Source organism: Vibrio sp. Vb1574 (genome assembly GCF_033338675.1).
This window is the reverse complement of sequence record NZ_JAWOTC010000044.1, coordinates 10,452-31,456: the sequence shown is the minus strand read 5'-3', so window position 1 is coordinate 31,456 and position 21,005 is coordinate 10,452. Positions and strand designations below refer to the sequence as shown.

The 21,005-nt window shown below is 46.7% G+C and carries 22 protein-coding genes and 1 pseudogene; 21 read left to right on the top strand and 2 right to left on the bottom strand.

From position 1 onward, the window contains the following. Positions 1–3: 3 nt before the first annotated feature. Both fliI and fliJ read left to right on the top strand, forming a co-directional pair. Complete coding sequence (gene fliI, locus R7O12_RS20070; RefSeq protein ID WP_132936877.1) at positions 4–1,323, top strand: flagellar protein export ATPase FliI; 1,320 nt, start codon at positions 4–6, stop codon at positions 1,321–1,323. Positions 1,324–1,329: 6 nt separating this feature from the next. Further along, positions 1,330–1,773, top strand: a complete 444-nt coding sequence (gene fliJ, locus R7O12_RS20065; protein ID WP_005380474.1) for a flagellar export protein FliJ — start codon at positions 1,330–1,332, stop codon at positions 1,771–1,773. 40 nt (positions 1,774–1,813) lie between these two features. Here fliJ and R7O12_RS20060 read toward each other — a convergent pair whose 3' ends face one another. Further along, positions 1,814–2,128, bottom strand: a complete 315-nt coding sequence (locus R7O12_RS20060) for an NIPSNAP family protein (protein ID WP_318126300.1) — start codon at positions 2,126–2,128, stop codon at positions 1,814–1,816. A 39-nt stretch (positions 2,129–2,167) separates the two neighbouring features. Continuing rightward, a complete protein-coding gene (locus R7O12_RS20055) occupies positions 2,168–2,311 on the bottom strand; it encodes a hypothetical protein (protein ID WP_005394314.1) in 144 nt (47 codons plus the stop codon). A gap of 97 nt (positions 2,312–2,408) precedes the next feature. Here R7O12_RS20055 and R7O12_RS20050 point away from each other — a divergent pair, with 97 nt between their 5' ends. The 19 genes and pseudogenes from R7O12_RS20050 to R7O12_RS19960 all read left to right on the top strand — a co-directional run. Beyond that, on the top strand, positions 2,409–4,262 hold the full coding sequence (locus R7O12_RS20050) for a flagellar hook-length control protein FliK (RefSeq protein ID WP_054866626.1): 1,854 nt from the start codon (positions 2,409–2,411) through the stop codon (positions 4,260–4,262). Positions 4,263–4,348: 86 nt separating this feature from the next. Continuing rightward, a complete protein-coding gene (fliL, locus tag R7O12_RS20045; protein WP_172563524.1) occupies positions 4,349–4,852 on the top strand; it encodes a flagellar basal body-associated protein FliL in 504 nt (167 codons plus the stop codon). A 7-nt stretch (positions 4,853–4,859) separates the two neighbouring features. Continuing rightward, entirely contained in the window at positions 4,860–5,906 is a 1,047-nt protein-coding gene (fliM, locus tag R7O12_RS20040) for a flagellar motor switch protein FliM (protein WP_005380478.1), read from the top strand. A 58-nt stretch (positions 5,907–5,964) separates the two neighbouring features. Continuing rightward, the gene (gene fliN, locus R7O12_RS20035; protein ID WP_005380479.1) at positions 5,965–6,375 is read left to right on the top strand and encodes a flagellar motor switch protein FliN; all 411 of its coding nucleotides are present in this window, start codon (positions 5,965–5,967) and stop codon (positions 6,373–6,375) included. 1 nt (position 6,376) lies between these two features. Continuing rightward, entirely contained in the window at positions 6,377–6,790 is a 414-nt protein-coding gene (gene fliO / locus R7O12_RS20030) for a flagellar biosynthetic protein FliO (RefSeq protein WP_005380480.1), read from the top strand. Continuing rightward, a complete protein-coding gene (gene fliP / locus R7O12_RS20025; protein WP_104979599.1) occupies positions 6,777–7,646 on the top strand; it encodes a flagellar type III secretion system pore protein FliP in 870 nt (289 codons plus the stop codon). The genes fliO and fliP overlap by 14 nt, the downstream gene beginning before the upstream one ends. Positions 7,647–7,670: 24 nt before the next feature. Further along, a complete protein-coding gene (fliQ, locus tag R7O12_RS20020) occupies positions 7,671–7,940 on the top strand; it encodes a flagellar biosynthesis protein FliQ (RefSeq protein ID WP_005380488.1) in 270 nt (89 codons plus the stop codon). 8 nt (positions 7,941–7,948) lie between these two features. Continuing rightward, positions 7,949–8,731: a flagellar biosynthetic protein FliR gene (gene fliR, locus R7O12_RS20015; RefSeq protein ID WP_005384463.1), complete on the top strand. Its 783-nt coding sequence runs from the start codon at positions 7,949–7,951 to the stop codon at positions 8,729–8,731. Positions 8,732–8,734: 3 nt separating this feature from the next. Beyond that, positions 8,735–9,865 carry a flagellar biosynthesis protein FlhB gene (gene flhB / locus R7O12_RS20010; RefSeq protein ID WP_005380490.1) on the top strand — a complete coding sequence of 377 codons (1,131 nt, stop codon included), beginning with the start codon at positions 8,735–8,737 and terminating at the stop codon, positions 9,863–9,865. Between the two features lie 210 nt (positions 9,866–10,075). After that, complete coding sequence (gene flhA, locus R7O12_RS20005; protein WP_318126304.1) at positions 10,076–12,175, top strand: flagellar biosynthesis protein FlhA; 2,100 nt, start codon at positions 10,076–10,078, stop codon at positions 12,173–12,175. Positions 12,176–12,203: 28 nt separating this feature from the next. Further along, the gene (gene flhF / locus R7O12_RS20000) at positions 12,204–13,721 is read left to right on the top strand and encodes a flagellar biosynthesis protein FlhF (protein ID WP_318126299.1); all 1,518 of its coding nucleotides are present in this window, start codon (positions 12,204–12,206) and stop codon (positions 13,719–13,721) included. Between the two features lie 14 nt (positions 13,722–13,735). Next, positions 13,736–14,623, top strand: a complete 888-nt coding sequence (locus tag R7O12_RS19995) for a MinD/ParA family protein (RefSeq protein ID WP_005380498.1) — start codon at positions 13,736–13,738, stop codon at positions 14,621–14,623. Further along, positions 14,616–15,350: an RNA polymerase sigma factor FliA gene (locus R7O12_RS19990; protein WP_005380499.1), complete on the top strand. Its 735-nt coding sequence runs from the start codon at positions 14,616–14,618 to the stop codon at positions 15,348–15,350. Before R7O12_RS19995 ends, R7O12_RS19990 begins: the two co-directional genes overlap by 8 nt. Before the next feature lie 45 nt (positions 15,351–15,395). Next, a complete protein-coding gene (gene cheY, locus R7O12_RS19985; protein ID WP_017635949.1) occupies positions 15,396–15,764 on the top strand; it encodes a chemotaxis response regulator CheY in 369 nt (122 codons plus the stop codon). 118 nt (positions 15,765–15,882) lie between these two features. Next, positions 15,883–16,623, top strand: a complete 741-nt coding sequence (locus tag R7O12_RS19980) for a protein phosphatase CheZ (RefSeq protein ID WP_005380502.1) — start codon at positions 15,883–15,885, stop codon at positions 16,621–16,623. 9 nt (positions 16,624–16,632) lie between these two features. Continuing rightward, the gene (locus R7O12_RS19975) at positions 16,633–18,873 is read left to right on the top strand and encodes a chemotaxis protein CheA (RefSeq protein WP_318126298.1); all 2,241 of its coding nucleotides are present in this window, start codon (positions 16,633–16,635) and stop codon (positions 18,871–18,873) included. Positions 18,874–18,902: 29 nt separating this feature from the next. Next, complete coding sequence (locus tag R7O12_RS19970; RefSeq protein WP_005380504.1) at positions 18,903–20,015, top strand: chemotaxis response regulator protein-glutamate methylesterase; 1,113 nt, start codon at positions 18,903–18,905, stop codon at positions 20,013–20,015. Positions 20,016–20,023: 8 nt separating this feature from the next. Next, complete coding sequence (locus R7O12_RS19965; RefSeq protein WP_005380505.1) at positions 20,024–20,803, top strand: ParA family protein; 780 nt, start codon at positions 20,024–20,026, stop codon at positions 20,801–20,803. Next, positions 20,793–21,005: pseudogene (locus R7O12_RS19960) on the top strand (chemotaxis protein CheW); the annotation flags it as partial. The gene R7O12_RS19965 and the pseudogene R7O12_RS19960, both read left to right, overlap by 11 nt.

The window sequence follows — 21,005 nt, the reverse complement described above, 5'->3', positions numbered from 1 at the left end:
TCCATGCAAGCACTCGCTGACCGCTTAAAAAGCTACAAAGTTGAAGGCCTTACGACGCGCCCTGTCGCCTCTGGCAAACTGGTGCGTGTGGTTGGGTTAACGTTGGAAGCGACCGGCTGTCGCGCACCAATTGGCAGTTTATGCTTAGTGGAAACCATGTCAGGTCAGATGGAAGCCGAGGTTGTCGGCTTTTCAGGTGACAACCTATTTTTAATGCCAAGCGAACAAATTACGGGCATTTTACCTGGCGCGAGGGTCACCCCTTTAACCAGTGACGCTGGTTTGCCTGTCGGCATGGAGTTACTTGGGCGCGTGATAGACGGGGTTGGGAATCCACTTGATGGACTTGGCCCTTTGTATACCGATCACCGTGCCTCTTTTAATGCCGAGCCGATCAACCCGTTGGCTCGAAAACCAATTTCTGAACCGCTCGATGTTGGCCTAAAAGCCATCAATGGTTTGTTGACGGTTGGTAAAGGTCAGCGTATCGGTCTGTTTGCAGGTTCTGGTGTGGGTAAATCGGTCACGCTTGGCATGATGACGCGAGGCACCACCGCACAGGTTGTGGTCGTCGGCCTGATAGGTGAGCGTGGACGTGAAGTTAAAGAGTTCATCGAAGAGATCTTGGGTGAGGACGGTCGTCGCCGCTCAGTGGTGGTCGCGGCGCCTGCCGATGCTTCACCTCTAATGCGCTTAAAGGGGTGCCAAACGGCATTAACGATTGCTGAATACTTCCGAGACCAAGGGTTAGATGTTCTGCTATTGATGGACTCGTTGACTCGTTTTGCACAAGCACAGCGTGAAATCGCACTTTCTGTTGGTGAGCCGCCAGCGACGAAAGGTTACCCGCCTTCTGTATTTGCCAAGCTGCCAGCGCTGGTTGAGCGAGCGGGTAATGGAAGTGCCGAGCAAGGCTCGATTACGGCGTTCTTTACCGTGTTGACCGAAGGGGATGATTTGCAAGATCCGATAGCGGACGCATCGCGAGCTATTCTTGATGGCCATATTGTACTTTCTCGTGAAATGGCGGATGCAGGCCATTATCCGGCGATTGATGTCGAGAAGTCGGTGAGCCGTGTTATGCCGCAAATCACGACCGAAGAGCACGTTCTGATGTCAAAAGCGGTGCGACAGGTCTTGTCTATTTGTCGCAAGAATCAAGATTTGGTCTCGATTGGAGCGTACAAACCGGGTACCGATCCTGCTATTGATGGCGCATTTACTTTGAAACCGAAGTTAGACGAATACTTGCAGCAGAGCATGAAAGAATCAGTGTCATATGATATGTGCGTCAATATGCTTAGAAACATTTTGGGTGGGTGATAGCGCATGAATAATGCGATGGAGTTTCTACTTGAGCAAACTAAGGATCGTGAAGACCAAGCTGTGCTTGCACTGAACAAAGCGCGTTCTGAACTCGAAGATTATTACCGTCAGGTTGAACAAATTGAAAAGTATCGGCTTGATTATTGCCAGCAACTCGTCGACCGTGGTCAGGCGGGCCTAACGGCAAGTCAATATGGACACTTAAATCGATTCCTTACCCAGCTAGATGAAACTTTATCTAAGCAAAAGCAAGCAGAAAGTCATTTCAAAGAGCAGGTTGAAAACTGTAAAGAATATTGGTTAACCGTGCGTAAAGAACGCAAATCCTATGAGTGGATGATAGATAAACGCGAAAAAGAGAAACAACTTGCTGAAGCTAAGCGCGAACAAAAGCAAATGGACGAGTTTTCCACCTTACTTTATAGTCGAAAACCACATCGTTTCTAAACGTTATCGGTTCGATATTGCATTACGGTGTTGCAGTTGACTACATCTCTACCGATTCAAGTAAGGTAACTTTGATTGAGTCTTGTTCAATTAGCTCAAATACCTTCGGTCGAATCTCGCGAACCCACCACTCGTTGTATGTTTTTTCGTAGAGAGCCTGGCGTGCTTGTTCATTGTCGAACTCTCTAAGCCAAACAAAATAGTCATGTCCATCATCACCAGTGTGGACGTAAGTATTCAGTACACGCATGCCTTGTGAGAGTTGATAGGGCAACAGTTCTTCCTTCATCCAACTTAGCCACTGTTCTGTTTTGCCTGCTCTGATTCTATATTGGCGTAATTCTGTGATCTTCAAAGTGATTCCTTAATTGTTAAGTCAAATGTCTGTTTACGCTTATCGTTTTTCAAAGTCAATCAAGTAGCTGTACATCATGTTAGGAACCAGGTTCTCGGATAGTACTGTTGATGTTTGTTCCATAAACATGCCATCTATTAGCTTACCGAGAATTGGCTCAATATTGTGGTGTGATTTTTGCATTTTGGCTGTCAGTGTCGGGTCTTTTTGACCTTTGTTTGCCGCCAGTATTGCTGCCTGCCAGCGATATACTCAGAGCCACGAGAACGAGAGTTTCTAAATGAGTGTGAATTTGTCCCATGTATCTGCGACTACCAAGACGCCAGTTTCTGATGTGTCCGCTAAAGCGTCCGCAGAGAGCACTGAGAGCAAGGGATTTTTAGAAACGTTAACCGATGCATTTGCTGGTAAACAAAAGCCCGAAAAAGTAGCAACAGAATCGACAGTGGTTGAAGAAAAAGAAAGAGCGGATGTAGGCAGTACTTCTTCTGCTAACGTCTCGGACGAATTGTTGGCGCAAGAAAGCCAAGAATCCGTCAGTGACGGGACCCATGATTTTGATGAAATATTAGCAAACAAACCGAATGCAACCTTAAGTGAAGAAGTAAGTTTACAAAAGGCGAGTAACAGCACACCTTTGGAGCATGATGTTGAAGCTATTGAAAAAGTGAAATCAACATCAATTGATACGAGTAACCCATCAAATACAATGGACGTAAAAAGCACGATGGGCGAAGGACAACAGCTTCTTGGTCGAATTGAACAAGCGAATCAAACCCTGAATGCGAGTAATGCATCCATCGATAGTGGCAAAGTTTTGCCTCAGAGCGCGAATTTAGTGCATTCGTTCCACGAGCAAGCAACCGTTTCGACACACCTTGATGAGCTGGCTTTGAATGAAACGCCATCAGTTCATTCGCTTGAACAAGCACAGATGATCCCAGGACAAGACTTAGAGCCAATTTTAGATAAGAATGGTCAACCTATCGATGTCGACAAACTTTCGCCTGAGTTTGCTGCTTGGCAAGAGCTAGCGAAACAAGCCAGCCATCCGACGGCTAAGAGCGCAGTCAGTGGTGAAGTAGCTAATGATCTGTCGCCGTTGTTAACAGACGTTGATGGTTCCAACATCGACGCGCTTCCACGAGTCTCCTTGGATGAACTTGAAGTTATAGATACTAAGTTGGCGCAAGGAAAACCACTGACTCAGCAAGAAGCTCAGATCATTGAAGGGTTGAAACAAGGAACGATCACGGCGGATATTCCTGAGCAAGACCTTGCCCAATTTGTTGCGCTCCCTAATGACATTAAACAGATTCTAGCAGAGCAACAAGTACAACATAACTTAACTCGCCAGGCTGGACCTATGGCAGTGTCTCAGCAAATCCAGCATACAGCGGCTCAAGTACCCCAGCCACAAGCTGCTCATAGTGGAGATAAAGTCGCATTATCTTCAACGCCCGATACGTTGATAGCCGCGCAAGTGCCGACGTCGCTTCAAGGTGTGAAAGACGGAGAGATTAGCCAGAAAGTGATGAACGCAGCATTGTCGACTGGTGCGCTAAAGGCGACTGCGGATAAACAAGATAAGCCGGACCTCCAACACGGTTTCGCTGGACAGCTTCAGGCTATGGCAGGTCAGCAAGGAATTAATGTACAGCAACAAGCGCGTATTGATGCTGCACAACAAGCTCAGCTTCCGTTGCAACTAACTAAAGAGCTAGCCAACGAGCAAGTTGCGGAAAAAGTGCAAATGATGATGTCGAAGAATCTGAAAAATCTCGATATTCGTCTTGATCCACCAGAGTTAGGTCGTATGCAAATTCGTATGACCATGAATAATGACGTTGCCAATGTACATTTTACAGTGAACAACCCGCAAGCTCGTGACATTATTGAACAGACGCTCCCTCGTTTGAGAGAAATGTTAGCGCAACAAGGTATGCAGCTGGCTGATTCTTCCGTCCAGCAACAAAACAGCGGGCAACAGCAAGGTAGATATACTGCTGAACAACATGGTCAAAGCGCGCAAAGTGGCGGTTTTTCTGGACAGTCCGAAGAGGGTTTTGAATCTGATGTCAATCTGGATTTGAATGTCGCTTCAAAGCGTGATGGAATTAGTTTTTACGCATAAAAGGCCGTTTAACGGCAATGGAATATGGTTACCAAGCAACTCACTAAAACGTCTTGGTAACTCAAAAAAAACAATAAGAGACAAGAATGGCAGAAGAACAGTTACAAGGGGCCGATGCGCCGAAAGGAAAAAGCAAGTTACTTATCATCATCATCGCTGTTGTAGTATTACTACTTGGTGGTGGGGCAGCGGCATTTTTTCTAATGGGCTCTGATGAACCTGATCAGGCTGAATCGTCTCAACAGGCTCAAGTGAAGGCATCGGATGCTGCGCCCATCGCGTATGTGAATCTTCCTCAGGCATTTGTATTTAACGTTACTGGGGATAGCCGCGATAGGCTGGTTCAAATTAAAGCGCAGTTAATGGTTCGCGGTGCAGAAAATGAAGAGTTGGCGCGGTATCATTCGCCACTGATTGAAAGCTCTATGCTATCAACGTTTGCTTCCGCGACGGTTGATCAATTGCGCTCTCCTACAGGACGAGTGGAATTGCGCGATCGTGCTTCCGAAGATATCAAAGCAGCGCTGAATGCTGCGGTTGGTAAGCCAGTGATTGAAAAAGTACTGTTTACAGATTTTGTTATTCAATAGGTAAAACGTGACCGATCTATTAAGCCAAGACGAAATTGATGCGCTATTGCATGGGGTTGACGATGTTGATGACGTCGATGAACCGATAGAAAACGACACTGAGGGTGCCGTCAATTTTGATTTCTCGTCGCAAGACAGAATCGTACGTGGTCGAATGCCGACGCTCGAACTTATCAACGAGCGCTTTGCACGGCACATGCGTATTAGTCTGTTTAATATGCTGCGTAAAACGGCAGAGGTGTCGATCAATGGCGTGCAGATGATGAAGTTTGGTGAATACCAGAACACATTGTACGTGCCAACCAGTTTGAACATGGTGCGTTTTCGTCCGTTAAAAGGCACTGCGTTGATCACCATGGAGGCTCGTTTAGTCTTTATTCTGGTAGAAAACTTCTTTGGCGGTGATGGTCGATTCCACGCCAAAATCGAAGGCCGCGAATTTACCCCAACGGAACGCCGCATCATTCAGTTGTTACTGAAAATTGTATTTGAAGATTATAAAGAAGCGTGGTCGCCAGTGATGGGGGTAGAGTTCGAATATCTCGACTCTGAAGTAAACCCAAGTATGGCAAACATTGTCAGCCCGACAGAAGTGATTGTCGTGAGTTCCTTCCATATAGAAGTTGACGGCGGTGGCGGCGATTTTCATGTCGTTATGCCTTACTCCATGGTTGAGCCTATCCGTGAACTATTGGATGCAGGTGTTCAGTCCGACAAGATGGAAACGGACGTTCGCTGGAGCTCAGCACTACGTGAAGAGATCATGGATTGTCCGGTTAACTTCCGCGTGAACTTGCTCGAAAAAGACATTTCTTTGCGTGATCTCATGGAGCTGCAACCGGGCGATATCATCCCGATTGAAATGCCAGAACATGCGACGATGTTTGTAGAAGACCTACCGACCTATCGCGTAAAAATGGGTCGTTCGGAAGACAAATTAGCGGTGCAAATTTCTGAGGAAATTGAGCGCCCACATGTCGTCAAAACAGATTTAGCTTTCTTAGGTAAAGACATCATGTCCGAGCTTGAGAGTGAAGACGATATAGACCATTAAGATACCTTATTAAACAGACATGCTATGGCATGAGTTAGGCGTAACACAGGATAGAAAAATGGAACCAAGTGACGATCAAAAGCTAGCAGACGAATGGGCAGCCGCTCTTGGCGAAGACCCGTCTGCCCCTTCTGTAGACGTAGATGAAGTATTGGCTGCGCCACTGGAAGAGCTAAAAGACACTTCAAGCCCAATTAGCGAAGATGAGCGTCGTAAACTCGACACTATTATGGATATCCCGGTGACGATTTCGATGGAAGTCGGTCGTTCTCAAATTAGCATTCGGAACCTGTTGCAGCTTAACCAAGGTTCGGTTGTTGAGTTGGATCGTCTAGCCGGTGAGTCGCTCGACGTATTGGTTAACGGTACTTTGATTGCTCACGGCGAAGTCGTGGTCGTCAACGATAAGTTTGGTATCCGTTTGACGGATGTGATCAGCCAAACTGAACGAATTAAGAAGCTGCGTTAAGATGAGTCGTTCAATCAAAATGCGATTGAAGCAAATCACTGGAGCACTGAGCTTAATGCTAAGTGCTCCTTATGCATTCGCTGCCGCACCAAATAATCTGGATCTTGCGACGACACTTGGCTCGCTTGTGCTTGTAATCGGCGTGATTCTTTTGCTGGCTTGGTTGCTGAAACGTATGCAAGTGCCAGCGATGGGACAACAAAAGGGCTTGCGTATAGTGAGTCAGTTGCCAGTGGGTACAAAAGAAAGAATCGCAGTAGTTCAAGTGGGTGAAGAACAGTTTTTGGTTGGGATTACTAGCCAATCGATCCAAACTTTAGCCAAGTTAGATAAGCCACTGAAAGAGGAAGAGTTGGCGACCAATGCTTTTGCGACTCAATTTAGCCAGCTGATCAAAAAACATGACAAAGGGTAATCCAATTCGTTTGCTCCTGAGTACGTCGTTACTTTTTGTCGGCGTGCTGTTTTCTTCATTTACCTTTGCTGAAGCAGAGGAGTCAGCGCTGCCAGATAACTTAGCCGATGGAAGTGGTGTTACAGTTCAGGCTATGCAAAGTGATACTGGTGCTAGCCGTGCTATGTCCGTTTCTAGTGGCGGTGGTATTCCAGCATTCACCATGACCACGAACCCTGATGGCAGTGAAGACTACTCGGTTACACTACAAATTTTAGCGTTAATGACCATGCTTGGCTTCTTGCCTGCCATGGTGATTCTGATGACCTCGTTCACTCGAATTGTGGTGGTGATGTCGATATTGCGTCAGGCAATGGGTTTGCAACAAACGCCTTCTAATCAGGTCATTATTGGTATTGCGCTGTTTTTGACCTTTTTTGTTATGTCTCCTGTCCTGAACGAAATCAACGACAAAGCTGTTCAGCCTTATTTGAACGAGCAAGTTACGGCGCGAGAAGCGTTTGATGCTGCACAAGCGCCAATGAAAGCATTTATGCTTAAGCAGACCCGAATCAAAGATTTGGAGACGTTCGTAACCATGTCAGGAGAGCAAGTCGAGAATCCAGAAGATGTGTCGATGGCGGTGTTGATTCCGGCTTTTATCACCTCAGAGCTAAAAACTGCATTCCAAATTGGCTTTATGCTCTTCTTGCCGTTTTTGATTATTGACCTTGTAGTCGCTTCGGTACTGATGGCAATGGGTATGATGATGTTGTCACCAATGATTGTTTCGTTGCCGTTCAAGTTGATGTTGTTCGTATTGGTCGATGGTTGGAACTTGATACTCTCGACACTTGCGGGCAGCTTTGCCCTTTAGATAAGCGCAGATAGAGGATAAGACATGACACCAGAAATGTTTGTCGAGCTTTTCCGTGAAGCACTTTGGATGGTGCTTATCATGGTCTGCGCTATTATCATCCCAAGCTTGCTGATCGGCCTTGTAGTTGCGATTTTTCAAGCTGCGACATCCATCAACGAACAAACATTGAGCTTCTTACCGCGTTTGATTGTCACGCTTTTGGCCCTGATGCTGTTTGGGCATTGGATGACGCAAATGTTGATGGAATATTTCTATGGCTTGATTGAACGCTTACCTCAGGTGCTTTATTAGAGGCGCCTATGGAGTACCCCACTAGCGTTGTCTTAGATTGGATCGCAAACTACTTCTGGCCCTATGTTCGTATCTCATCCATGTTGATGGTGATGACAGTAACCGGGGCCCGATTTGTTTCGCCAAGAATCCGCCTTTACCTCGGTTTAGCCATCACTTTCGCTGTCATGCCAGCTATCCCCGCCGTACCTCAAGACATTGAGCTACTCTCGTTTCGTGGCTTCATGACCATTGCCGAGCAAATGATCATCGGCATAGCGATGGGTATGGTTACTCAATTTATGATTCAAACCTTTGTCCTGCTGGGTCAAATATTGGGTATGCAATCAAGTTTGGGCTTTGCTTCTATGGTCGATCCCGCAAATGGTCAGAACACGCCATTGCTTGGTCAGTTATTCATGTTCTTAACGACAATGTTTTTCCTTGCCACCGATGGACACTTAAAAATGCTGCAATTGGTGGTGTTCAGTTTTAAAACTTTGCCGATTGGCTCCGGCTCGCTCAACGCGGTTGATTTCCGTGAAATGGCAGGCTGGCTTGGTATTATGTTCCAAACTGCATTGAGTATGTCTCTATCCGGCATTATTGCACTACTGACCATTAACTTGTCGTTTGGTGTAATGACCCGTGCCGCACCACAGCTGAATATCTTCTCGCTTGGTTTTGCTTTTGCTTTGATGGTGGGTCTATTACTTTGTTGGTACATACTGGCTGGTCTATACAGTCATTATGAAATGTTCTGGACAGTGGGTGAGGCGCAGATTTGTCGGCTCATTCGCTTGGAGTGCTAAGATTTGGCAGAATCAGACGGTCAGGAACGCACCGAAGAAGCCACGCCCCGACGGTTACAACAAGCCAGAGAAAAGGGGCAGGTCGCTCGATCTAAAGAGCTTGCATCAGCATCTGTGCTGATCGTTGGCGCCATTTCATTGATGTGGTTTGGCGAGGCGTTAGCACGTTCATTGTTTTCCATCATGAGCCGTTTATTTGATCTTCAACGAGAAGAGATTTTCGATACTGCAAAACTGTTTGATATCGCTTTGGGCGCGATGAGTGATTTGTTGTTCCCACTATTTTTGGTGTTAGCGACATTGTTTACCGCCGCCATGATTGGAGCAGCAGGTGTGGGAGGAATCAGTTTTTCTGCCCAAGCGGCCATGCCCAAGCTGTCGAAAATGAATCCGCTTAGCGGCTTAAAGCGAATGGTTGGCATGCAAAGCTGGGTAGAGTTGATCAAATCAATCCTTAAAGTGGTTCTGGTCACTGGTGTCGCCATCTATTTGATCCAAGCATCGCAGGCCGATCTGATTCAATTGAGCATGGATGTGTATCCGCAAAACATCTTCCATGCTTTAGATATTTTGCTGAACTTTATTTTGCTGATCAGTTGCTCGCTATTGATTGTGGTTGCCATCGATATTCCATTTCAAATTTGGCAGCACGCCGATCAGTTAAAAATGACCAAGCAAGAAGTCAAAGACGAATACAAAGAGACTGAAGGTAAGCCGGAAGTGAAAGGCCGTATTCGTATGTTGCAAAGGGAAGCGGCTCAACGTCGAATGATGGCGGATGTTCCTCAAGCTGATGTTATTGTTACTAACCCTGAGCACTTCTCGGTAGCGCTTCGTTATAAGCAGAAGACAGACCGTGCGCCAGTCGTGATCGCTAAAGGTACTGACCACATGGCGATGAAGATTCGAGAAGTCGCCCGCGAACATGACATTACGATTGTGCCCGCACCACCTTTGGCTCGTGCGTTGTACCACACGACAGAGCTCGAGCAAGAGATCCCCGATGGGTTATTTACTGCCGTCGCTCAGGTTTTGGCATTTGTATTCCAATTGAAGCAATACCGAAAACGAGGTGGACAGCGCCCGAAAATTCAAGATTATGATTTGCCAATCCCGCCCGAGCACCGCCATTGATACGAAAAGCGGTAAAGCCTTAAAAAAGCTCGTTTGATCAAAAGCTAAGCTCTATTTGAGTGTTTAGTCATTATTTTGGCGCTAATTATGGTACATAGATTGCTTAAAACGCTTTAATTATCAACCCTACCTAAACTTTTAGGCTAAAGCGGTCGCGTATTAATAGTAAGAGCTTACGTGACGCTTCAATCGATTGAGATCTCTCGCAGTATGAAGTTAAGCCTGCCGTTTGCAGATAAATTGCCACGAATCCCTCAACGTGAAATGCCAGCTATTGGTGCTCCGGTGATGGTTTTGGCCACCCTAGCGATGGTGGTACTGCCGATTCCAGCATTTTTGCTGGATATGTTCTTCACCTTTAACATCGCGCTGTCGATGGTGGTGTTGTTAGTGACCGTTTACACACGTCGCCCTTTGGACTTCGCTGCTTTTCCAACGGTATTGCTGATCGCCACGTTGCTCCGCTTGGCTTTGAACGTTGCCTCGACTCGTGTCGTCTTACTGCATGGTCATGAAGGCGGTAATGCGGCAGGTAACGTAATTGAGGCGTTCGGTAACGTCGTTATTGGTGGTAACTACGCGGTCGGCCTAGTGGTTTTCCTCATCTTAATGATCATCAACTTTATGGTGGTGACCAAAGGTGCGGGTCGTATCTCTGAGGTAAGTGCTCGCTTTACGCTTGATGCGTTGCCGGGTAAGCAAATGGCGATTGATGCCGACTTGAATGCCGGATTGATAGACCAAGAGCAGGCAAGAGTTCGTCGTTTTGAAGTGACCAAAGAAGCGGATTTCTATGGCTCGATGGATGGTGCCTCGAAGTTCGTAAAAGGTGACGCGATTGCCGGTATTTTGATTCTGTTTATCAACATCGTCGGCGGTCTGTCGATCGGTATGGCGCAGTATGGATTGGGTTTCGGTGAAGCGATTGAAATCTATACCTTACTGACAATCGGTGATGGTTTGGTCGCACAAATCCCATCGCTATTGCTGTCGATTGCAGCGGCAATGATGGTGACGCGCCAAAACACCGATGAAGACATGGGGGAACAACTGGTCTTCCAGATGTTCGACAACCCAAAAGCGCTGATGATTACTGCAGCTATTCTTGGTGTGATGGGCATCGTACCGGGCATGCCGCACTTTGCGTTTTTGAGCCTGGCAGTCGCGGCCGGTGCAGCGGCATATTTCATCGACAAACGGCAGAAGCAGAAAGCGAAAGAGCCCGCTTTACCAGCAACAGCAGATGAAGGTACAGAACCTTCCTCACAGCGCGAACTGTCTTGGGATGACGTCCAGCCAGTCGATATTATTGGCTTGGAAGTCGGTTATCGCTTAATCCCTTTGGTGGACAGAGACCAAGGTGGGGAACTGTTAGAGCGCGTAAAAGGCGTGCGTAAAAAGTTATCGCAAGATTTTGGGTTCCTAATTCCAGCGGTTCATATTCGTGACAATCTTGAGCTGACCCCAAACAGTTACCGAATTACATTGATGGGGGTTGCGGTGGGCGAGGCAGAGATTCGTCCGGATCAAGAGCTAGCGATTAACCCAGGTCAGGTGTATGGCATGATTGATGGTGAGCCAACCATTGACCCTGCTTTTGGACTGGAAGCCGTATGGATCCGAGAAGATCAGCGTGAGCACGCGCAGGCTCTGGGTTATACGGTTGTTGATTCATCAACGGTATTAGCGACACACCTAAGCCAGCTATTGACCAACAACGCATCACAGCTAATTGGCCATGAAGAAGTAGAGAATTTATTAGAAATGTTGGGACGCAGCGCGCCTAAGTTGGTCGAGAACTTTGTTCCTGACCAATTACCATTAGGTGTGGTGGTGAAAGTCCTACAAAACTTGTTAAACGAGGCCATTCCAATCCGCGATATTCGCACGGTTGTTCAAACTTTGGCTGAGTATTCAAGTAAGAGTCAAGAAGCTGACATATTGACGGCAGCAGTTCGAATTAGTCTTAAACGTCTAATTGTTCAAGAAATCAATGGTATAGAGCCTGAGTTACCAGTGATTACTTTGATACCTGAACTGGAACAAATATTGCATCAAACTATGCAAGCATCAGGAGGTGAATCCGCGGGGATTGAACCGGGACTCGCTGAGCGATTGCAGTCTTCACTAAGCCAAGCGACACAGGAACAAGAACTGAAAGGCGAGCCTGCCGTTCTGCTTACTTCCGGTGTATTACGCTCGACATTGGCAAAATTTGTGAAGAACACAATACCTAATCTCCGGGTACTGTCTTACCAAGAAATACCGGATGAAAAACAGATCAGAATTGTGCAAGCCGTGGGTAACTGATCTCACGCATCATTAATGGATTCATAGTTTGAAAATAAAGCGATTTTTTGCCAAAGACATGAGAACGGCGCTGCTCCAAGTGAAAGAGGAGTTAGGCGCGGAAGCGGTGATCATGTCAAACAAGAAAGTGGCTGGTGGAGTAGCGATTGTTGCGGCGATAGATAGTGAATCTAATCCGCCTCAAGCAAGCGCAGCGTCACAGCAAAATCGCGGTGCTTCTCAATCGAATCGCTATAACGAACATCGTCAAATGTCATCGTCTTCTGCTGATCGTTACCAAGATCGTCATTTAGATGAAGATAAAATTAGCCTGAACAGTAATAACAGTAACAATGAAAAAACAGGCTCAATGACGCAGCGATTCGCTAATATGCTTAAGCAATATAGCGGTGGTGCAGCAGATGCTGACGACCACGTAGCGGAAAATGAAGATTCGCTCTCTGCTTTGCTGCAACGCCAAAATAAGCATCGCGACGGCTACAACCAAGAAAAGCCAGCGTCATATCAACCAGATTCACCTTTGGCGAAGCTAATCGCACAGGACAATCGATTTGAACGTCCGACACCCAAGCTGGACCCGACGCGCTATGATCGACGTCGCCCAAGTGATGAGCGTGACGAATCGGCCGATGAGCTAGAAAGCATGCGCGAAGAGATGACGTCAATTCGTCGTCTGTTGGAGCACCAAGTTTCTGGCCTGATGTGGCAAGAAGTAGAACGCCGTGAGCCGCTAAGAGCTATGCTGATTAAGCGCTTAGAGCGAATGGGCGTTTCTCCGGAGTTAGCAGACCAGATGGCCTGTTATATCCCGGAAGATACAAAGCCAGCGCGAGCGTGGAAAGCGTTATTGTCGCTGGTGGCGGATCAAATCAATATTCCTAAACAGGACATTTTAAAACGTGGTGGCGTAGTCGCATTGTTGGGTCCGACGGGGGTTGGGAAAACAACAACCGTAGCGAAACTCGCAGCACGCGCAGCCATGGAATACGGTGCCGACAATGTGGCCCTTGTGACAACAGATACATATCGCATAGGTGCACATGAGCAACTCTCAATTTACGGAAGAATTATGGGTTGTCCCGTAAGAGTTGCTAAAGATTCTAACGAGTTAGCCGATGTTATATATCAGCTAAGAAACAGAAGACTGATTTTGGTCGATACGGCAGGGATGGGGCAACGAGATGTGAGGCTTTCCGAGCAGCTCGACACTCTAATGCAAGAGAGCGGAGAAGTGATTCACAGCTACCTTGTTTTGCCGGCTACCGCACAACGTCGTGTTCTACAAGAAACGCTGGATCACTTCCGACGTATACCACTTTCGGGTTGTATTATGACGAAGCTTGATGAGTCATTAAGCCTAGGCGAATTCATCAGTGTAGTGATTCAAAACGCAATGCCAGTAGCTTACATCGCTAATGGTCAGCGCGTACCAGAAGACATTGTGATAGCGCAACCAAAATATATGCTTGCGAAAGCAAATGAACTGTTAGAGAAGTCGACAGAGAACGAACCTCACTTTTGGAACAGTGACAGTGAAGGACTCTAAGGCGGCGGACTACTATGACTGAGAATATGATACACGATCAAGCAAGCGGCCTCCGTCGCTTAACACAACCATCGTTGACCAAAGTGATTGCTGTTACTGGCGGCAAAGGTGGTGTGGGGAAATCAAACGTAACACTGGGTCTGGCGATTTGTATGGCTCGCCAAGGCAAGAAGGTGATGGTTCTCGACGCTGATTTAGGTCTGGCCAATGTGGACGTGATGCTCGGAATTCGTGCAAAACGTAATCTAGGACATGTCTTAGCGGGTGAATGTGAGCTAAAAGATGCGATTGTCGAAGGGCCTTATGGTATAAAGATAATTCCTGCAACTTCTGGCACACAGAGCATGACAGAGCTTTCTCACGCTCAGCATGCTGGACTCATTCGAGCATTTGGTAGTCTTGAAGACGAAATGGATGTCCTGCTGATTGATACCGCTGCTGGTATCTCTGACATGGTAATCAGTTTTTCGCGAGCAGCTCAAGATGTGGTTGTAGTTGTGTGTGATGAACCGACGTCAATCACAGATGCCTATGCATTAATCAAGCTGTTGAGTAAAGAACACCAAGTTCAACGCTTTAAAGTTGTAGCAAATATGGTCAGAAGCTACCGTGAAGGGCGAGAATTGTTTGCAAAGTTGACACTAGTCACAGAGCGATTCTTGAATGTTAGCCTTGAACTCGTAGCATGTATTCCATTAGATGATAAAGTACGACAGGCTGTAAAAAGACAAAAAATTGTCGTTGATGCGTTCCCACGCTCGCCTGCTGCTTTAGCTATCAGCTCACTAGCAAACAAAGCGTTGACGTGGCCACTACCGAAAACACCAAGTGGACACTTGGAATTTTTTGTGGAAAGGTTGCTAAATCGTACCGAATTCGCAGAGGACCCTTTTGGTGAATAAAGCGATAACCTATGACCAACATGGCAAATTTAATAGCCAGCAGGCGTTCATTGAACGTTATTCAGTGTTGGTTAAGCGCATTGCTCACCACCTACTAGGCCGTTTACCGCCGAGTGTTCAGGTAGAGGATTTAATTCAGGCCGGCATGATCGGTCTTATCGAAGCTCAGCAGAATTATGATGGTTCTAAAGGTGCGAGCTTTGAAACTTATGCAGGTATCCGTATTCGTGGCGCAATGTTAGATGACATGCGTAAAGGCGATTGGGTACCGCGTTCTGTTCATAAAAATAATCGAGAGATTAACCAAGCGATTGCGGAGCTGGAAGGCGAATTAAATCGAGATCCTACTGATTCTGAAGTAGCCACGCATCTCGGTATGACACTGGATCAATATCATAGTGCTCTTACCGATATCAACTGCTCAAAATTAGTCGGTATTGAAGATTTAGGCGTTTCTGATGATGTGATTTCACCGGCGGATGAAACCGATGACAGCAACCCATTCAAAGGGGTAGTTGATGAATCATTTCGAAAAGCACTGGTTGAATCAATAAAACAGCTTCCAGAGCGTGAAGCTTTGGTTCTTTCGCTTTATTATGATGAAGAACTCAATTTGAAAGAAATTGGCGATGTGTTAGGCGTAAGCGAATCTCGCGTAAGTCAAATACTGAGTCAAGCGATGCAACGTTTACGTACCAAGCTCAGTGCGTGGACACAAAATGACTAAAAACACTGATTTTACGATTCAGTGGAGGCAATTTTGAATAAAAACATGAAGATCCTTATTGTTGATGATTTCTCAACAATGCGCCGTATTGTTAAAAACCTGCTTCGTGACTTGGGTTTCAATAACACTCAAGAAGCGGACGATGGTTTAACCGCATTACCAATGCTGAAAAAAGGTGACTTCGATTTTGTTGTAACTGACTGGAACATGCCAGGTATGCAAGGCATCGATTTGCTTAAACACATCCGCGCGGATGCAGAACTTAAGCATCTGCCAGTTCTAATGATCACGGCTGAAGCGAAGCGTGAGCAGATCATTGAAGCTGCTCAAGCAGGTGTAAACGGCTACATTGTTAAGCCATTTACTGCTGCAACATTAAAAGAAAAATTAGATAAAATTTTCGAGCGTTTATAACTCTCTCTTTCTCTTTGTTATTCGAGTCATTCATACCAATTATTAAATACCTATTAAATGACTCGTTTAGCGTTTTCAAAGTGATAAGAAGAACTAAACGTAAAAGGGTCTATTCAGAATGATCTCACTAGAGCAGGCGAAGTCACTCGTTCAAATGCTAGAAAACGGGGAACAAGACCAAGCCAATATGCTTGTTGCCTCGATCTACGAAGGTGCCGATAACCCAATGCTGCAAGAAATTGGAGCGTTAACTCGAGACCTTCACGAATCACTCAAGCAGTTCAGTCTCGATCAGCGCATGACCGAAATTGCGAAAGACGAAATCCCTAACGCTAGGGATCGTCTCAATTATGTGATCGAGAAGACAGAGCTTGCAGCCAACAAAACAATGGATGCGGTCGACTGCTGCCTTCCTATCGCTGACAACCTGCATGATTGCCTTCTAAAAGTTCGTCCTCAATGGAATGAACTCATGCACGGGCGCATAGAATTAAGCGAATTTAAAGCACTGTGCCACCGAATCGACGGGCTATTAGTGCAAGTCGAAGGTGACAGCACTGAATTGCGCGGCCAGTTGACCGAAATTCTCATGGCGCAAGACTTCCAAGACCTAACTGGCCAAATCATTCGCCGCGTAATTACGTTGGTTAATGAAGTAGAAGGCCGCTTAGTGGAAATCCTAACCGTATTCTCTGGAAATAAACTTGAAGAACACATTCAAGTTTTGTCAGAACCGGCAGATAAAAAGAATACACAAACAAGCGAAGCCGAAGGCCCGATTCTTCATCCAGAACTGAGAGAAGATGCGGTTTCATCGCAGGACGAAGTCGATGACTTGTTGTCCAGTCTTGGATTTTAAAGGTAACGTATGAGCTACGATTTAGACGAAGATATTCTTCAGGACTTTCTCATTGAGGCTGGGGAAATTCTCGAGCTGCTTTCTGAGCAGTTGGTTGAATTGGAAAATAACCCAGAAGACAAAGACTTACTTAATGCTATTTTCCGCGGGTTTCATACCGTAAAAGGCGGTGCCGGCTTCCTTTCATTGGCAGAGCTAGTCGATACTTGTCATGGTGCGGAGAACGTGTTCGACGTTTTACGAAACGGTCAACGCACGGTAACGCAAAACTTAATGGATACGATGCTAAAAGCCTTGGATACGGTTAATACCCAGTTCCAGGCTGTTCAAGATCGTGAGCCGTTAGAAGCTGCGGACCCTGAGCTTCTTGAAGAACTTCATCGTCTATGCAAACCTGAGTCAGAAGATGAAGTAGCGGCAACCGTAGTTGAAGAACCAGTGGCTACTCCAGACCCTATTATTCCCGAGCCTATCATCGAAGAACCTGCTGCGCCGTCAGCACCATCAAGTGTCGGCTCTGTTGATGAAATTACCCAAGACGAATTCGAAAAGCTATTGGATGAGCTTCATGGTAAAGGTTCAGCGCCAGGCAACTCAATGTCTGCGACACCTACAACGCCATCTGAACCGCCTCAATCGAGTGCACCATCAGTTGAAAGTGGTGATATCACTGATGATGAGTTTGAACGCTTACTCGATGAACTGCACGGTGTAGGAAAAAGCCCTTCTACGGCAGAGGCTGCTGCATCTGCATCCGTACCAGTAGAGCCACCTAAAGCGGCAGAGCCTTCCGCTCCAGTGGCATCTTCATCAAATCAAGACAGTGACTTAATGACGGACGAAGAGTTCGAAAAGTTACTCGATGAGCTACATGGTTCAGGTAAAGGCCCAACGCTAGAAGAATTGGACATGGCAACGAAGCCTGCTTCAGCAAACGTAGAGCAAAGCCCTGCGAAACCTGAGCCTGTTGCTAAGCCTGCACCTGTTCAAGCAGCGCCAGCACCAAAGCCAGAATCTAAACCAGTCGCGGTAAAAGAAGAAGCCAAAGCACCAGCGGTTAAAAAACCTCAGGCTGAAGCAACCGTTCGTGTTGATACCTCGACGCTTGATACCATCATGAACATGGTGGGTGAGCTCGTATTGGTGCGTAACCGTCTACTAAGCCTTGGTTTGAATAGCGACAACGAAGAGATGTCCAAAGCGGTCGCTAACCTTGATGTGGTAACTGCGGATCTACAAGGCGCGGTAATGAAAACGCGTATGCAGCCAATTAAGAAAGTGTTTGGCCGTTTCCCACGCGTTGTCCGTGACTTGGCTCGTAACCTAAATAAAGACATCGTGCTAGAAATGCGCGGTGAAGAAACCGATCTCGATAAAAACCTTGTAGAAGCATTGGCCGATCCGTTGATTCACTTGGTGCGTAACTCGGTTGATCACGGTATTGAAATGCCAGACGCACGCGCGAAGGCAGGCAAATCACGCACAGGTAAAGTGATTTTGTCAGCATCGCAAGAAGGGGACCATATTGAACTATCCATCGTAGATGATGGTGGCGGTATGGACCCGAACAAACTGCGTGGCATCGCGGTGAAGCGTGGCATGATGGATGAAGATGCGGCGGCACGTTTAACAGATAAAGAGTGCTTCAACCTTATCTTCGCACCTGGCTTCTCAAGTAAAGATAAAATTTCTGACATTTCTGGTCGTGGTGTGGGTATGGACGTGGTTAAGACGGCGATCAATACCTTAAACGGTTCAATCGATATCGATTCTGAGCTAGGCAAGGGCACTAAGATTACGATCAAAGTACCACTAACGTTAGCGATTTTACCGACTCTGATGGTTGGTGTTGGCGGTCATCCTTTTGCTCTACCACTGGCTTCGGTGAGTGAAATTTTCCACTTGGATCTTAGTCGTACAAACGTGGTAGATGGTCAGCTGACGATCATTGTGCGTGAGAAATCTATCCCACTATTTTACTTACAAAACTGGTTGGCATCCAAATCGCAAAACGTTCAAGAGCGTACTGGTCACGGTCACGTGGTGATTGTACAGATTGGTAACCAGCGCGTTGGTTTTGTTGTGGATACGCTTATTGGTCAAGAAGAAGTGGTTATTAAGCCACTCGATAATCTATTACAAGGCACTCCAGGTATGGCTGGTGCGACAATTACTAGCGATGGCCATATTGCATTAATTCTAGATGTGCCTGATTTACTTAAGCGATATGCTGCGGCTTCACGCCTTTAAGCAAAGCTGACGTTATTAAAAGGAATAAGATGGCGATTAAAGTACTAGTCGTTGATGATTCGAGTTTTTTCCGACGTCGCGTGAGCGAAATCATCAACTCAGAATCGCGCCTAGAAGTGATTGACGTTGCGGTAAATGGTAGAGAGGCGGTTGAGAAAGCCAAATCTCTCAAACCTGACGTCATCACGATGGATATTGAAATGCCAGTGATGGATGGCATTACAGCTGTACGTGAAATAATGGCCGCTGCTCCAACGCCAATTCTAATGTTTTCGTCCCTGACCCACGACGGGGCGAAAGCTACGCTTGATGCGCTAGATGCGGGCGCATTGGACTTCTTACCGAAAAAGTTTGAGGACATTGCGCGTAACCGTGAAGAAGCGGTGTCATTACTTCAACAGCGTGTGATTCAGATTGCCTCGAAGCGCGCTTTCATGCGTCGACCTATCGCTCGCCCAACAGCGAGTACCAGCACGACTACTCGATCATTAGGTTCAAGAACGGCTTCACCTGTGACTCCAACACCAACTCGACCTGCTGCGACAAAGTACCGTGCTTCTGGTAAGAAGTATCAACTGACGGCAATTGGCACATCAACAGGTGGCCCCGTTGCTCTACAAAAAATTCTGACGCGCTTGCCGATGAACTATCCGCATCCGATTGTATTGATTCAACACATGCCAGCAACGTTTACTGCTGCGTTTGCCAGTCGTTTGAACACCTTGTGTAAGATTCAAGTGAAAGAAGCACAAGATGGCGATGTGTTACAGCCCGGTGTGGCATACCTTGCACCAGGTGGGAAACAAATGATGGTGGATGGACGAGCGGGCGCTGCTCGTCTTCGCATTATTGATGGCGGCGATCGCATGAACTACAAACCATGTGTGGATGTGACTTTTGGTTCTGCCGCAAAAGTATATGGCGACAAAGTGCTCTCTTTAGTGTTGACAGGCATGGGTGCAGACGGTCGTGAGGGCGCTCGCATGTTGAAGTCTTCAGGCTCAACAATTTGGGCACAAGATGAAGAAAGTTGTGTTGTTTATGGCATGCCCCAAGCGGTTGCTAAAGCAGGCATTTCTTCAGAAGATTTACCGCTTGACCGCATTGCTGAACGCATGTTGGTGGAAGTTGGCCTAGCTTAGGATTCATCATGATTGTTTGGAGTGTAGCTAACCAGAAAGGAGGCGTGGGTAAAACCACCTCAACAGTGACATTGGCGGGCTTATTGAGCCAGAAAGGCCATCGAGTATTGATGGTTGATACTGATCCTCACGCCTCACTGACTACTTATCTCGGTTATGATCCTGATGCAGTAACTTCGAGCCTATTTGATTTATTCCAGTTGAAGACGTTTTCTCGTGAGACGGTTAAGCCGTTGATTTTAGAAACAGAGCTGGAAGGAATGGATATCATTCCCGCGCATATGTCCCTTGCCACGCTTGATCGCGTAATGGGTAATCGCAGTGGTATGGGATTAATCTTAAAACGGGCGCTGCAAACTGTCTCACAAGACTATGACTATGTGTTGATTGACTGTCCGCCAATCCTTGGCGTGATGATGGTGAACGCGTTGGCAGCCAGTGACCGAATTTTGATTCCTGTTCAAACAGAGTTTTTGGCGATGAAAGGTCTAGAGCGCATGATGCGTACGCTAACCATTATGCAAAAATCTCGCCCGGGCGGTTTCAAAGTGACTATCGTCCCAACCATGTACGATAAGCGCACGAAAGCGTCATTGCAGACATTGATGCAACTGAAAAAAGATTACCCAAATCAAGTGTGGACCTCAGCGGTGCCTATTGATACCAAGTTCCGCGATGCCAGTTTAAAGCACTTGCCAGCTTCGCATTTTGCATCTGGTAGCCGTGGTGTGTTTGCCTATAAACAGCTACTGATTTACCTGGAGAGGTTGGCGTTCGATGAGCAGTAATGATGTGCTGTCCAGTGAACAAGCACTTGATGACTACTTTAATGCATTACTGGATGATGAAACTGAAATAACGACTCTTGAGGAAGACCTTGACCTGTTGGCTCAAGAGGTATCATCTGCAGAGCCAGAGCCAGAGCCAGAGCCAGAGCCAGAGCCAGAGCCAGAGCCAGAGCCAGAGCCAGAGCCAGAGCCAGAGCCAGAG